Origin of the sequence: Francisella persica ATCC VR-331, from assembly GCF_001653955.1 — a bacterium.
GTDB classification, from domain to species: Bacteria; Pseudomonadota; Gammaproteobacteria; order Francisellales; family Francisellaceae; genus Francisella; species Francisella persica.
The window spans coordinates 369,068-384,797 of sequence record NZ_CP013022.1; the positions used below are offsets into that span (position 1 = coordinate 369,068).

A 15,730-nucleotide genomic window follows, 5' to 3' on the forward strand; every position below is an offset into this window, starting at 1 on the left:
AAACTAACCTTAAGTTAGTAGACATAGTTTAATGTTTTAACTAGCCATTTGTCAAGAGATTTATCAATTTTTCTTGCTAGTTGCTCAAGTTTATTTTTATCCGTTGAGAATAAATAAAAACAAGAACCTGTACCTGTCATTCTAAAACTACTATCTAACTCTTTTAGGTATTTACTAAACTCTGGATATTTTCCATAAAAGACATTCTCAAAATCGTTATGCATAATACTCTCATCAAAGTCTAAATCTTTAGATATAAGCTCAGTAGTCTTAATTAACTTCTCACTTTCAAAAAAATCTTTTGTATTGATGTGGATATCAGGTTTAATCAATAGTGCATACTGCTGGCTAAAATCCTTATGGTGCAATATCTCACCGATACCTTCTGCCCATGCAGATTTACCATAAAGAAATATTGGCACATCAGCACCAAGTTTTGTAGACAATGGAATCATTTCCTCATTTGACAATTCAGGTAAGTAATAATCACGTAAAGCTATAAGTGTAGTTGCAGCATTTGAACTTCCACCTCCAAGCCCTGCTCCCATTGGAATATTTTTTTTAATCTCAATATTAGCACCTATGTCTTGTACACCATAACTATGCTGGAACCTTTTGATAGCTTTATATACCAAATTATCTTGTTTTGAGGCAATGTTGATATTACTTGAAATATTAATCTTTCGTGAATCATTAAAACTAAAAGTTAGCTGATCTTTAAAATCTAAAAAAGTAAACCATGTTTGAAGGTTATGATAACCATCTGCGCGTTTGTTTAATATATGCAAAAATAGATTTATCTTTGCATAACTACAATATTTTTTAGCTTTTATATTTGCCATGATTTTATAAAGATTTTTAGAGTTATATCATCTCTAGACATCCTAATTTTCATTGGTAATGGATATTTAGAATCAACTAGTTCGTAATTACTATAAGCAATATTCCAACCATTTTGTGATAATTTACTTAACAGATTGTTCTGGTTTAATTTCGAAGTTTGTCGAATATTTGGTATTGCTATGGCTTTTACCCAATATTTTAATCCGTCTACTGGAACATACCAGCCTAATTGCTCAAGCATCAAGGTTTTAGGATCCTTTGCTTCTAGCTTTTGTCCTTTACTATTCTCTAGCAAGACACTGTTAGTATCACCTTTTATCTCAACACTACCTATTCCCAATGGACCATAAAGTTTGATACTAAAATTATTACCGTCTTGTAGGTATATATAATTAGCAGATTCAGCTTGATTATTATAAATAATACCAATAACACCATTAGCTTGCCATTTTTTAAGATTGAGTAAGTTATTATAAATAGTTTCTTGATCAAAAACTATCATAGTAGTAATAGCTGTAATATTAGATCGTGTTGTAGCACAAGATGACAGCAAGATAATCAATACTAAAGCGATAGATAAGCTAAATTTGTGCTTTATATCTATTTTTAAATTTAATATAGTGTTCAGCATTTTCTCTAATAATTTGTCTTTCATGTTCACTTACTGGTCTGATCTTTTTAACTGGTGAACCTAAATACATATAACCTGACTCAAGAACTTTTACTGGTGGGACCAAACTACCAGCGCCTAGAAAAACCCATGGTTCAACTACCGCTCCATCGAGTATTATCGAACCCATGCCTATTAGGCAGTTATTTTTTATCTCACAGCCATGCAAAACTACACCATGTCCTACTGTCACATAATCTCCTATACTTAATGCAAACCCTTGACCAGAATCTTTAGGATATTCAGTAGTATGAAGTGTACTACAATCTTGGATGTTAGTACCTTTACCAATAGTGATTGTTAAGAGATCACCTCTTATACTGACTTGCGGCCATATAGATGAATCTTCTTTTAAGATAACATCACCTATTACTGCCGCTGACTCATCAACATAAGCTGAATCAGCTACCTTAGGACCTTTACCGTTAAAACTTCTTATACATCTAGACATAGCTGATCCTTACTTTTAGAATTATCATCTCTTAATGATATCAAACTATAACTCTCAAGTTTAATCTTTTTATTCTTACTAAAAGGTTGTGTATAGCCATTATCATCGATGATAAATAATCCAATAGCGTTTGGATTATCACTAAAAAACTTCTCTAAAGTGTAGTTAGGGGTAATATTTGTAATTCTTATTTTAGCTCCTTGATTGAGCATCTCTATCAAGACATTAAAGTCAACGCCCTCATCAAATAGTAGATTAGCAAGATTTGTTTCTATAGCACCGATACCTTTGTAACTCTCTTTTTGCGCTGTACGCAGTACATAAACATTATTTGAGCCAAATTCGTATTTATATTTCATAGCTGATACAGCATTTACATACTCACTAGTTGATAATCCAAGCATAACACCGATGCCAACCAAATTAATACTCCAATCAGCATGAATTGAAACAGGACTACCATAATAAGTATTTAAACCCAACTGACGGCATTTTTGCACATTACCCCAAGAGGAATCTGTAATTACGACTTCGATATCATTTTTGACAAAAATTTCTGCTAATTCTCGTGCAAATCTATTGCCACCAATTATCAAGAATCCTTTACCTTCTGGTTCAGTAACTCCAAGTAATTTTGAAATATATGGTGTAAAGATACTTTGAAAAACAACTGTAAAAACAATTATCATAAATACAAAGAATACTAAAGTATTTGCTTCACTGTATAGTTCAGGATGTGATTTAATAATCTTAATTGCTACTAATGCTGCTACTGATGCTGCCACAATCCCACGAGGATAAATAATCCCCAGAACAATTCTTTCTACAAAAGTTGTTTTAGAGCATAGACAGCATAAAAAAACAACTATTGGTCGTAATACAAACTGTAAAAATAAAAAAACCTCAATTAGATCTAACCAATAATCTTTAAATAGACTAAAGTCTATCTCTGCTCCTAGGACAATAAAAAGAACTGATATAATTACAATACTTAGGTTCTCTTTAAATGAGACAATATCAGACATTTTAATATCTTTCATATTTGCCATTACTAGACCAGCTACTGTTACCATTAACAGCCCAGCACCATGCATCATCGCATCAGAAATAATAAAGCCAAGCACAATTACTGCTAGTACGAAGAAGCTTTTTAGATACTCCGGAATATAATGTTTTCTAAAGCTTAACCCAATTAAATAACCAAAAATAAATCCTGATGTTATCCCTAAAATACATACAAACACCATGTATGCTATAAATATGCTTGTTGCATTAGGTTGATTAGCAAAATTACCACCAATAACAAACCATGCCAGCATAAAAACAACTACTAATGCGCCTATAGGGTCTACAAGTATAGCTTCCCATTTTAAGATATTTGCAATATGCTTTTTAGGTCTAACAGTTCTCACCAAAGGTGGTACAACAGTTGGGCCACTTACACAGGTAATACCGCCTATCAACATAGATAGCTCTAGATTCAAACCAACAACGTAATAACAAAATAATGCTGTAAGTACAACAGTAATTGCTAAACCTACCGTAATTAGAAGTACAACAACACTACTTACACTTTTTATCTTACTAAAATTTAGTGATAAACTGCCTTCAAAGAGAATTATCGCGACACAAATTGAGACAAACGGTGATAAAGCTTCACCAAATATAATATTACCATCAACAAGTTTAAAACCACTTTGAAATATTACCTCGGATAAAGGTCCTAAGATAATTCCACTTAAAATCAAAAATAGTATTGATGGAAGCTTTAACCTCCAAGATAAAAACTGCGACACAATAGCAAAAAACAATATCAAGCCAGATGCCAATAAAATATAATTAGACGAATGTACAAATAGCTCCATACTTTTATTCAAAATAAATACCCTGAATATAAAAAACATCATAATAAGAATTCTAAATATTATATGATATTAACTTTTTTATCAATGTCACAACAACAAACATAAACTTATATATACACAGATAGATATAAAGTTAAAGTATTCATACGTTCACCATCCATTGTATATACATGAGTATTCGGGACCAAATAAAACATTATTATCAAAGTAAGCTCACTATACAAAAGCAATTATTCGGTTCTTAATATAGCTTGTTGGTGACGCAGTTGATAGTGGCGTAGGTATATTGGAGGCATTATATTGATTGACTATAACTAAAGTTGAAGTTTGTATCTCTACCAACAAGATTAAGAGCATGCGCGATATCTAGATCCAAGCCCCTGTGTTAACACTGTTTCCATCTTGATTAATCTTCTTTATTGACTGTTGTTACCAGCCTCCCTGAAGCTGCCAGATACCACCAAGCATGGAGTATGCTAAAGTACCATCAAAATTTATAACACTATATATTCTCATTACTTTTGCTTATATTTTGAGAAACTGGATATACTAATATTACCTTGTTCCGGCAATATTAAAATATATCCTGCATTTAAACCTACTGACAATCAGAAGTCCATGAATCAGTATAGAAAATCCAGCAGAGAAATTAGCTCTTTAAAAACACAGATTAGTATTGATAATATCACTTTTATTAATTTAAAGATATATGTAACTTTATCTGACTACCAAACCATGATTGAGCATCTACATCTAATATAACCACCCAAAAATACTGAATAGTCGCTAAAATAATCTCTTTGTCATAATATCGTTGATGCAATGATATTACTTGAAATCATTCCAATTGAGATACTGTTATTACTAGAATATGAACCTAAATAGGTTGTTTGACCTTGAGTTGTAATTGCTGGGGTACCGCCACAAAATCTATTTTCCCGTTTGAGACAAACACCACTTGCGTATTAGGCTTATCTTCTATAGTTTTATCACTATTTATTGGTAGCAATATCTTCAGGAGTTATTCTAATCCAGAATAGTCATCTCCTAAATAGCTATTAGAGGTATTAGTAGTATTTTAAAATTACTGTCTATAAACAGAACAGTAAATTGAGATTTATTGTTAATTTGTTGTCCACCCTGAAGCTTAGCTCCATCAATCTCATTTTTAAGTGTATAATATATTTGTTTTTGCAGGACAACTATTTATTTGCTTTTATTGTTCAGTAGTTTACATTTTTTTGATATATTCTGCGGCATTTTCATCTAAAGATATTACTCCGGTATTTGCATCGTAATAGATAAGTTCAGCATAACGCGCCCAGTCGATAAATGTGTCAAAAACTCGCTCAGCTACATCCATTGGATAATAATCATCTAACTCTGCTAAAAATCTACTTCTAGGGGCTGACTGACTTTCTCTATCGCTAAGAATCTTAACCACATGACGAGCTAACGGTATATATTTCAAGAATAAGCGTCCAAATATAAATTTTCTCTCATCAATATTTGAATCAATAAACTTACGTCCCATTGCTGTCATTTTGATATCACCATCAGAAACTTCGGCAAATCTTAAGATTGATAAAATCTCAATTATCGGGAATAAATCATTAATATCAAGATGTAAATCATCGGCAAGTTGCGGTAAATCAACTGCTTCAACATTCTTAATTTCTGCCATCTCATCTAAAAGACCATTCATTTCAGAAATATCAACATCCGGTAGACAATAGCCAATAGTCATTGCAGTTTTCTTATTCATACGCTCTGTAAGCTCTTTAGTTTGTGCTGTAGTCATCATACGATAAACCTGATCGACAAGATCAGAAACTATAGGATCCTGAGAACTTCTTGGGTGTGGAATATTTATCTTTAGCTCACCACGAATAAATCCTGGATTACTACCAAATATAATTATTCTATCTGCTGTCAAAACTGCCTCTTCGATACTATGCGTCACATACAAAATACCTTTCATAGCATCATTATTTTCCCATAGATCAAGCAAGTCTTCTCTTAAGTTCTCAGCTGTTAGAATATCAAGTGCAGAAAAAGGCTCATCCATCAATAAAACATCAGGCTCAAGTACAAGAGCTCTAGCAAAACCAACTCGCTGTTTCATACCGCCAGATAGCTCTTTTGGGTAAGCATTCTCAAAACCATCTAAACCAACCATATCAATAGCTTTTAAAGCTCTTTGTCGGCGTTCTTCCAAGCTTATCTTACGCGCCTCAAGACCAAGCTTAACATTTTGTAAAACTGTTAACCATGGCATTAACGCAAAACTTTGAAAAACCATGGAAATATCTGGTACAGGTGCCGAAACTTTTTTACCACGATAAAGCACATCACCACTAGTTGGACTTAAAAGACCTGCGATTATTCTTAATAATGTTGACTTACCCGAACCAGACTTACCTAATAAAGCAACAATTTCACCTTCATAAAGAGCAAAATTTATATTATCTAAGACTTTAATAGAATGGCCACCTTTGATATTAAATTCTTTATTAACTTTTTCTACTGTAAATATTTTCTTAGTCATTATAAAATCTCCTATGCCTTACATATTCATACTAAAACGATTTTCCGCATAGTTATATAATCTGCGCCAAAACAGTCTATTTGAAGCTAAAACTAGTATACACATCACTATCACACCTAAAAGAACATTTGAAGTATGGTCTCCAGGCATATTAGTATATTTTGTAATATAGTCACCTATTCCTGAAGCTTGAATCACAGAATCCTTACCCCAGTTTATGTATTCGCTAATAATACTTGCATTCCATGAGCCTCCTGCTGCTGTTATAGCACCGGTGACATAATATGGCATCACCGCAGGTACAAGGAACTTCTTAAGCTTGATAATGCCCTTTAATTGCATATTTTCAGCAGCTAACTTTAACTCTTCAGGTATAGCTGACGCCCCAGCTATAACATTGAATAGAATATACCACTGTGTTCCAAGCGCCATAAGTATAATACACCATATATCAAAATTAAGATTAAACACTACTACTAATGTTCCAAATACACCATATAGCATATTTACAGGGAAAGCTGCTGCCATTTGCGCATAAAGTTGAACTTTTTGGGCTATCTTAGATCTTAAGCCAATCCATATCCCTATCGGAACCCATATTAGTGAAGTTATTAATATCAGTATTGCGACTCTTACTCCTGTAAATAGTCCATATAAAAATACTTTAAGTATTTCTTCAATACCTATACATTTATCTTTGGCGTAAACTGTTTGATAAACAAAATATAGTAATGCTAATATCATTAAAACTATGATAATATTCCAAATTACTCTTTTAGTTATACTTTTATACTTTTCGGCTTTTTTATGAACCTTTTGATTGTAGGCTTTATTAAGATTTTTCTTAAAAATCTTAATATTTACTATCTTGTTAGAACATTTAGCTAAAAATGCCATAAAAACCTTAACAATATATGCTTTATGCAAAATAGTTAAAAACCATGATTTACTATTTGTCTCTGATTGGTTATTACCAATGACAAACTTCTCAGACCAAGCAACTAATGGTCTAAATAAAAGTTGATCGTATAATATAATCGTAACCAACATAGTAACTATTGCTGCACTAACTGCTGTGAAACTCTGTACATTATTAGCAGCATTAATAAACGAACCGATACCAGATAAATTTATCGGAATTGACTGTGACGCACTAAAATTAACCACAATTGTCTCAGACGCTACTATCATAAACCAGCTTCCTGACATTGACATCATCGTATTCCAAACCAGGCCAGGCATCGCAAATGGCACCTCTAGTTTCCAGAATTTCTGCCAAGCTGAAAGTTGATATATATCAGCAACTTCTCTTAACTCTTTTGGTACTGTTTTTAACGATTGATAAAAGCTTAAAATCATATTCCAAGCTTGAGCTGTTATAATACCAAAAATTACCGCAGCTTGAGCTCCCCATAATGAGGTTGGAAATATAACTAAAAAGCCTGTTACAGTAATCGCAAAGAAACCTAGAACTGGTATTGACTGTAGAATATCAACAAGAGGTATGATTATATTTTCTGCTCTTTTATTTTTTGCTGCCCATGTTCCAAATATAAAGGTTATAAGTAGTGAAATAGCTAAACCTATAAACATTCTGATTGTCGTTTCTGCTGTATAGTAAGGCAATAGCCAAATACTTAAAGAAATATCTGAGTACTTTAGGACACTTGCCTGATTTTTATAATCAATAGTACCACCAAGATCAGAGGTTGCCCAAACAAAGACACTTAATAACAAAAGCATAATTGATAAAGCTAAAATATCCCATTTTGTGCGAGAAACCTTAGCTGACATATTAGTGCTATATAATCTTTTCATATGTCAAAACTCTTTGTTTTTTTTAAAACAACGCTGTTAGTATAAGTTATTTATATTTATTTTTGTATTACAAATTTAATAATATTTTTGTTAAAATCTAGGTATTAGGCAATAGTTAAATTTTAAATACAATGAAAAAAGAGCAAAAAGTGATTAAAGTTCGTCCAGGTGAGCGTGTTTCCTGCCCAATGAAATACCATGATAACTGGAATTTACACCCTAGAGTGTATATTGACCTAAAAGATAAAAAAACTAATATTTGCCCATATTGTGGTACAACTTTTAAAGTTGAAAAGTAATCTTAATTAAAGTTATACTATTGTTCTAATGATTTGATAAAATAACTTTTCTCACCTTTATATTTACTTAAATACACATGAACTTTTTCGCCAACAGCATAATTTCTATATAGGAATTGCTCAAAAGTTATTGGTGATATTTTTCCAGCTTGTAGTACCTCATATTTATATTTATCAATAATGTCATCTTTATATGAAACATAAATATATCCACAACACCGATACCAGCTCCATTTTAAAATATCTTTTTTAGTTTCATATTTTTTTTAGTTGTTCTGCGCTAATTAGTTGCTATTCATATAATAACTACGAAACTTATTTTGGTGATTTCAGGATTGCTTGAACATGATATTAGCAATAGTGACAAAAATAATTGGTGAATATTTCTGCATAGATCCTTTTTTATCTTTTTTATATTTTTTTGATAGATCTTTCACGATTAGTTTATAAAAAATGACAACTTAGCTAAATAATTAGCTAATCATAACATTAATTTTTTGGAGTTTTTATATGTGATATAAAAATTTCTGCTTATATAGGCTACTTAGTAGTAAAAAAAAAAGATTATTGTAAATTATCTATAACTAAATCTTACAGATAATAAATAACTTGCTTACCTTATCTTACTTGACCATCCTCACCTATACTTATACCTAAATAAACATGACCAGATCTTTCTACCTCCTAAAAAGTAACTGATTGATTATATTTATTCGAAAATGTCCATAATGTGGTTTTTTGATTACTATAATCTGCTTTTGATCTAACTCACCATAAGCTCCTATTGCAACATGACAACCGCCGACGATACCTACTAATAATAAAATTCCCATCTAACTCTTCAATATTTTATATGCATCTAGCTCTATCATCTCTTGAGCTAATAATTTACCAAGTTTTGTAGGGTTATCTCCTATCATACTACGTTTAAGAATTTTCTTACCATCACTACTTGCAACCATCACCCTTAATTTTATCTGCTTTTGATCTAACTCACCATAAGCTCCTATTGCAACATGACAACCACCTTTTAATTCTTGATTAAATGCCCTTTCAGCAGTTGCGATACTAAAGCTATTAGCACAATTTAGCTGTTGTAATTTGTCTAAAAGCTCACTATCTCTCTCTAAAGCTTCTATAACTACTATACCTTGACCAACAGCTGGGAGAGATATTTCTATCGGAATAAATTGTGTTATCCTATGATTAAGTTCTAATCTGATAAGTCCAGCACTAGCCAAAATAATTGCATCATACTCGCCGTTATCAAGCTTAGCCAGTCTAGTTTGTACATTACCCCTTAAATCTCTAATCTCAAGATCATCTCTATAGTGCAAAAGTTGTGCTTTACGACGCAAGCTAGATGTCCCAACAATAGCTCCTTGAGGTAGATCATCTAGAGATTTATACTTATTTGAGACAAAGGCATCACGAGGATCTTCTCGAGGCATAAAACTCGCTAGACAAAATCCTTGTGATAACTGATAAGGAACGTCTTTTAAAGAATGTACAGCAATATTTGCTTTGCCATTCTGCATAGCTATTTCTAGCTCTTTCATAAATAGCGCTTTACCACCTACTTTGTTTAGTGGTTTATCTAAAAAAATATCTCCCTGTGTTCTCATAGTACTGATTTCACAAGCGATATTTAATTCTTTTTCTAGGCGATTCTTGACAAAATTTGTCTGCCAGAGCGCTAATTTACTTTCTCTACTAGCAATAATTATTTGTTTCATATTTTAAATGTCTTTGCTATAAATTCTGAGATATCTTTTATTTCTTCCATACATACTGAATGCTGCATACCAATATAATGCCTATATTCATTAGCGAAACCATTTGATTTTAGATTATCTGATAGATTATGACCTAAAACTTCAGGCAATACTTGATCATCAGTACCATGACAAACTAATATAGGTAAGCCTTTATTTACAGACGTAATTTTCTCTTTAAAGTCATCCCATGCTGGTAAGTATGTCGATAAAGCCATAACACCACCAAGTTTTCTTTGAGAAGTAATAGCTGTATAAGTAGCAATTACCCCACCTTGTGAAAAGCCTGCTAATATAATGTTTTCAGGTGGAATGCCTTGCTCTATTTGGTTAACTATGAGCTTATTAAGCTTTTGTATAGAAGTATTTATACCATCAACATCAACTATTCTATTTAAGCTATTTGCATCAAGTGACTTAATATCATACCACGCACGCATTTGCATACCCATATTTATAGTAACTGGTATCACATCTGCATGAGGAAAAACGAATCTGATTTCATCTAAAGAAACATCAAAATAATTGACAACATCAATAAAATCATGTCCGTCAGCGCCAAGACCATGCAACCAAATAACACAAAATTTTGCTTGAACAAGTGGCTCAATAAGTTCATAATTCATAAAAAATTTGCATCTTCTAATTTTAACTAGAATGATACATTAATTTGTAGAATTTATTAACAATTTAAAGATAAACAGCTACCAAAGCCTTATACACTAAGTGATAAAAGTTGTGAAAAAATGATAGTCATAACTTCTGTGGATAAGCTTGTTTATATCTACGTAAGGTTTTTGTGAAAAAACATATTTTACTGAAATAGTAAAGCTTAATAATTGACAAAAAACCATTTATTTTCAATAACTTCAGCAATATAGTTAATTAGCCATAAAGATCAAAAAGTATTTTACATAACCTGTGGATAAAACTGTGTATTTATTGTTAAAATTTGGTTAATTTTCTTATATAATCCTAAAGAAAGCCTCTTGTGTGACAAGGTTTACAGAGGTGTTTTGTAATTTTATTTGATCATTTAAATCATATTTACCACTAACAGAAAGTTTCTTTGTCATTGCTAAATCTGAGATAGAAACCATTAATCTACCTTTCTCTAGTTTCTCAATAACTGTAGCTTTAAACTCTAGATTAGGATTTTGCATTAGGTAAACCAGTTTCCAATGCGAGTTTGAGAAACGCTCTGTTTGTCTATTAGATTTTATTGGTATATCAACTTGAGCAATTATATTATCAATCTCTTGAGCATCTATCATATCTTTATGCTGTAGAAAATTGCGTAATTGATAATGCACAACTAAATCTAAATATCTTCTTAAAGGACTAGTTACTTGAACATAATTATCTAATCCCATTCCAGCATGAATGTCTGGCTGAGTAGAATACTTACCTCTTTGGAGCTTTTTACGTATCGCAAACATATCTGCTATCGAATCAAGATTATCTAGATCATCTTGACTAAGATCATGCTCGGGCTGTGTTGAAAAAGGTACGCTAATATTATTTTTAATACAAAACTGTGCTACTGCAACACCTGCCATTAGCATTGTATCTCTGACAAGTGTTTTTGACCTTAGGCGAGGTAAATTTATCAATTTGACATTTTTATCATCATCTAATGATATCTTTATCTCAGGAAAATCAAGCTCAACTGCACATTTAGATAAACGCTTATCGGTGAAATATTTAGCATAATCAACAATATTACCAAATTCTAAAAGTTGGCTATTATTTTCGACAAATTCATAAGAGTACCTAGTAACTTTTATATGACTAAAACATATTTCAATATCCTGGACATCACCTTGCTGATCAACTTTAAAACCTATAGATAACGCCGGAGAGACATCTTGCAACCCCAAACCAAGTTTCTCAGTTGCCTGTGGAGGTAACATAGCTACTATCTTCTCTGGCACATATAAATTTGAACCTCTTGTTCTTGCTTGTAAATCAACCTCGTCACCAAAGTTGATACTAGAAGAAGGGTCAGCAATATGGACCCATATTTTATTTCTATCTGGATCCCAGCTAATCGCATCATCAGGATCATTACTACCTTCATCATCTATAGCATAAGCATGCAAGTGAGTTAGATTTACACGCTGATTATCTGACGCAAAATTATATTTAAATTCTTCAGGGTTATTTTCCAACTCTGCTCCATATCTATATAGATAAGGATTAAAAAACTCATTCCAATAGCCTATATCTAACAGCAACTTATATGCACTATTCTCAGACTCTTCGATATTTAAGTACTTAAAAAAACGACACTTAGTAGTTTTAAGTGTTGCTAAAGCCTCTATTTCCTTAAGGAATTTTCTATCCTCTTCATTGAAACTTTTGTTATTCAAGCGTTCAATAAAATCATTAAGCTCTTGCTCTTTATGCTGTTTCTCTTGCTTATCTCTAAGTATTTTATCCTTTTGTTGGTGCGAATGAATTTTTATACTAAAATCAACATCAAAGCTAAAGTACACTCCTTCAGAAACTAACAGCCAAACTGTATATGCTTGATTAATATCAACTGTTTCAAAAAACAACTCACATAATTCGATGATAGAGGTTTTCTGTTGCCCCTGTAATAGCTCCCAAGTCATATCAAGCTCAGCTATACATAACTCTTTTAAACTCTCAAGTTCAAAATCCTTTTCTGACTTTAAAAGTAATTGAACGTTCTTTGCAGGTAGCTTGATATTTTTACCATCAATAGTCTCAATCTCAATTTTTTTATCTAAGATATTAACAACCTTTGCTGGTTTAGATTTAAAGATTACTAAAGCATTTTTAAAACTTTTACTTTCCAATGACATAAAAAAGTTAGGATGTTATAATTCTCCAATTATAACATTCAATAATTTAGATTTTATGATAAATATAGATATTATTCGTAGTAGGTTTATTAGAATTGTAGGAAATGTAGTTAAATTAACATCAGTACCTTTTCATAAAATCTTTCCCAATAAAAGGTTCACTCTGCCATACTATAAAAAACCTCTTATAAAAACAAATAAACAAACAAAAGTTCCTAGAATAATTTGGCAAACAAATTTCACTAACAAAGTAACTTTACCACTATACGTTAACTACTTGTTTAATAGATTTATGGCTCCTAGCTATGAATACAGATTTATGGATAATATAGCCGCCGAAAGATATATATGTGAAAATCATCCAGAGGCTCTAGAATCGTACCAAAAATTAACAGTGGGTGCTGCTAAAGCTGATCTATGGCGCTTACTTGCGATCTATAAACATGGTGGTATTTATATAGATATGGATGGCTGCCTTGTGACAAGACCAGATAAATTCCTCAAAAATAAAGATGAAATGTTTATTAAAGCAAAGCAAATTTATTTTACAAATTACTTTTTTGCAGCTATGCCAAATAATAAAAAAATCAAAGAGTATATTGATACCATCCTTAAAAATATTGAAGGTGGTAGATCTGATTTAGGTGTATGGTATCTTACTGGTCCTGGAGTTATGGAAAAAATCATGAATAATGAAAATACCGAATGGCGACATAGCAGAGAAATATGTGTACAAGGAGCTTTTACTAATGATTATTTCCAATATATAGATAAGCCCGGCTCACACTGGACAAAAATAGCAAATAAAGACATACTAAATTGATACTAAATAATCATTTATCTTATTTCTTAACAGCTATACCAAGCTCATTAAGCTGCTCTAAAGAAACTGTTGATGGTGCTTCTGTCATTAAACAGCTTGCTGTCTGTGTCTTAGGAAAAGCTATTACATCACGGATGTTTGCAGTTCCTGTAAGTAGCATAATAAGTCTATCGACACCAAAAGCTATACCACCATGGATAGGTGTACCATAAGATAAAGCATCAAGCATAAAACCAAACTCCTCGTGTGCCTCTTCATCAGAAATACCTAACAAGTTAAATACTTTCGCTTGAATATCTTGTTTATGAATACGGATAGATCCACCACCTACTTCATAACCATTAATAACCATATCGTATGCTCTTGAGCTTAGTTTTTCTAGATTAGTGTTCTCTAACTCTTCAACCGAGCTAACTTTAGGAGCTGTAAATGGATGATGCATAGCATATAAACGATTATCATTTCTCTCAAACATTGGGAAATCAACAACCCACAATGGAGCCCAATCTTTATCAAATATATAAAGGTCATTACCAATCTTAGCTCTTAACGCGCCCATTGAGTCATTTACAATCTTAGCCTTGTCAGCACCAAAAAATAATAAATCACCCTCTTTAGCACCAGTTTTCTCAATCACTTTGAATAATTTCTCTTCAGAGATATTTTTTACAATTGGTGACTGTAAACCATCTTTGCCTTGTGATAATGAATTAATCTTGATATATGCAAGACCTTTAGCACCGTAGATACCAACAAAATTAGTATACTCATCAATCATCTTACGCGTAAGCTTATCATTACCTGCTGGGATTCTCAGCGCAATAACACGAGCTTGTGGATCACTTGCTGGCTCTGAAAATACTTTGAACTCTTCGTTTTGCATCTCTTCCTTGATATTTACAAATTCAAGTGGAATTCTTAGATCAGGTTTATCTGAACCATACTTATCAATAGCATCAGCAAAAGTCATTACTTGGAAAGGAGTGCTAAACTCAACACCGATAGTTTCTTTGAAAAGCCCAGCTATCATTCTCTCCATAGTAGACATAATAAAAGCTTCATCAATAAATGAAGCTTCGATATCTATCTGGGTGAATTCAGGCTGTCTATCTGTTCTTAAATCTTCATCACGAAAGCATTTAACAATTTGATAATATCTATCAAAACCTGAAACCATCAAAAGCTGCTTAAAAAGCTGTGGGGATTGCGGTAATGCATAAAACTTACCATTAAAATTACGACTTGGTACAAGATAATCTCTAGCACCTTCCGGAGTAGCTTTTGTTAAAAATGGCGTTTCAATATCAAGAAAACCATTGTTATCTAAAAAGTTACGTACATAACGAATTGCCTTTGAGCGCGTAATCAATTTTTGCTGCATTTCTGGACGACGCAGGTCAATATAACGATACTTTAGCTTGACATCTTCGCCAGTTGCCTGATAATCATCTAACTGAAATGGGATAGTTCTAGATTTATTAATAACTTCTATACTGTCACCGACTATCTCAACCTTACCACTGGCGATATTTTTGTTTTCTTGACCTTCTGGTCTTAAGTTAACAACACCTTCAGCTTTAATCACAAATTCAGACCTTAAACTATCAGCAACTTTGAAATTGTCATTATCTGGATTAAAAACTAATTGTACTAAACCTGTTCTATCTCTAATATCTAAGAAAATAACACCACCATGATCTCTACGACGATGAACCCAGCCGCATACTGTGACTTTTTGACCTTGCAATTTTTCATTAATATCTGAGCTATAATGTGTTCTCATATGCAAACTAACCCTTAAAATTTT

The 15,730-nt window shown here is 32.2% G+C and carries 13 protein-coding genes and 2 pseudogenes; 2 read left to right on the forward strand and 13 right to left on the reverse strand.

What is annotated here, in order from left to right; genetic code table 11:
- Nucleotides 1-14: 14 nt before the first annotated feature.
- The 7 genes and pseudogenes from ispE to FSC845_RS01900 all read right to left on the reverse strand — a co-directional run bounded on the left by ispE (nt 15) and on the right by FSC845_RS01900 (nt 8,195).
- A complete protein-coding gene (gene ispE, locus FSC845_RS01875; protein ID WP_064461528.1) occupies nt 15-842 on the reverse strand; it encodes a 4-(cytidine 5'-diphospho)-2-C-methyl-D-erythritol kinase in 828 nt (275 codons plus the stop codon).
- A complete protein-coding gene (gene lolB, locus FSC845_RS01880; protein WP_082343486.1) occupies nt 830-1,474 on the reverse strand; it encodes a lipoprotein insertase outer membrane protein LolB in 645 nt (214 codons plus the stop codon). Before lolB ends, ispE begins: the two co-directional genes overlap by 13 nt.
- Nucleotides 1,425-1,964 carry a gamma carbonic anhydrase family protein gene (locus FSC845_RS01885; protein ID WP_064461530.1) on the reverse strand — a complete coding sequence of 180 codons (540 nt, stop codon included), beginning with the start codon at nt 1,962-1,964 and terminating at the stop codon, nt 1,425-1,427. The genes lolB and FSC845_RS01885 overlap by 50 nt, the downstream gene beginning before the upstream one ends.
- Nucleotides 1,949-3,841: a cation:proton antiporter gene (locus FSC845_RS01890; RefSeq protein ID WP_064461784.1), complete on the reverse strand. Its 1,893-nt coding sequence runs from the start codon at nt 3,839-3,841 to the stop codon at nt 1,949-1,951. Before FSC845_RS01890 ends, FSC845_RS01885 begins: the two co-directional genes overlap by 16 nt.
- Before the next feature lie 706 nt (nt 3,842-4,547).
- Nucleotides 4,548-4,752 (reverse strand): annotated as a pseudogene (locus FSC845_RS09930) (DUF3573 domain-containing protein); the annotation flags it as partial.
- Between the two features lie 308 nt (nt 4,753-5,060).
- On the reverse strand, nt 5,061-6,377 hold the full coding sequence (locus tag FSC845_RS01895; protein WP_064461531.1) for an ABC transporter ATP-binding protein: 1,317 nt from the start codon (nt 6,375-6,377) through the stop codon (nt 5,061-5,063).
- An 18-nt stretch (nt 6,378-6,395) separates the two neighbouring features.
- Nucleotides 6,396-8,195, reverse strand: coding sequence for an ABC transporter permease (locus FSC845_RS01900; RefSeq protein ID WP_068594348.1), 1,800 nt, complete (start codon nt 8,193-8,195; stop codon nt 6,396-6,398).
- Nucleotides 8,196-8,326: 131 nt separating this feature from the next.
- On the opposite strand from FSC845_RS01900, the gene FSC845_RS01905 reads away from it, so the two are divergent.
- Nucleotides 8,327-8,494 carry a zinc-finger domain-containing protein gene (locus FSC845_RS01905; RefSeq protein WP_068594350.1) on the forward strand — a complete coding sequence of 56 codons (168 nt, stop codon included), beginning with the start codon at nt 8,327-8,329 and terminating at the stop codon, nt 8,492-8,494.
- 17 nt (nt 8,495-8,511) lie between these two features.
- On the opposite strand, the pseudogene FSC845_RS09935 reads toward FSC845_RS01905, so the two are convergent.
- The 5 genes and pseudogenes from FSC845_RS09935 to FSC845_RS01920 form a co-directional block, all read right to left on the reverse strand.
- Nucleotides 8,512-8,706, reverse strand: a pseudogene (locus FSC845_RS09935) (hypothetical protein); the annotation flags it as partial.
- A 465-nt stretch (nt 8,707-9,171) separates the two neighbouring features.
- Nucleotides 9,172-9,327, reverse strand: coding sequence for a hypothetical protein (locus tag FSC845_RS08015; protein WP_162489928.1), 156 nt, complete (start codon nt 9,325-9,327; stop codon nt 9,172-9,174).
- Nucleotides 9,328-10,230: a hydroxymethylbilane synthase gene (gene hemC / locus FSC845_RS01910; RefSeq protein ID WP_064461532.1), complete on the reverse strand. Its 903-nt coding sequence runs from the start codon at nt 10,228-10,230 to the stop codon at nt 9,328-9,330.
- On the reverse strand, nt 10,227-10,895 hold the full coding sequence (locus FSC845_RS01915; RefSeq protein ID WP_064461533.1) for an alpha/beta hydrolase family protein: 669 nt from the start codon (nt 10,893-10,895) through the stop codon (nt 10,227-10,229). Before FSC845_RS01915 ends, hemC begins: the two co-directional genes overlap by 4 nt.
- Before the next feature lie 339 nt (nt 10,896-11,234).
- Nucleotides 11,235-13,100, reverse strand: coding sequence for a ribonuclease catalytic domain-containing protein (locus tag FSC845_RS01920; protein WP_064461534.1), 1,866 nt, complete (start codon nt 13,098-13,100; stop codon nt 11,235-11,237).
- 55 nt (nt 13,101-13,155) lie between these two features.
- Between FSC845_RS01920 and FSC845_RS01925 the strand changes: the two genes are divergently transcribed.
- Nucleotides 13,156-13,923 carry a glycosyltransferase family 32 protein gene (locus FSC845_RS01925; RefSeq protein ID WP_064461786.1) on the forward strand — a complete coding sequence of 256 codons (768 nt, stop codon included), beginning with the start codon at nt 13,156-13,158 and terminating at the stop codon, nt 13,921-13,923.
- 19 nt (nt 13,924-13,942) lie between these two features.
- On the opposite strand, the gene aspS is transcribed toward FSC845_RS01925, so the two are convergent.
- Entirely contained in the window at nt 13,943-15,706 is a 1,764-nt protein-coding gene (gene aspS, locus FSC845_RS01930) for an aspartate--tRNA ligase (protein WP_064461535.1), read from the reverse strand.
- Nucleotides 15,707-15,730: the final 24 nt, after the last annotated feature.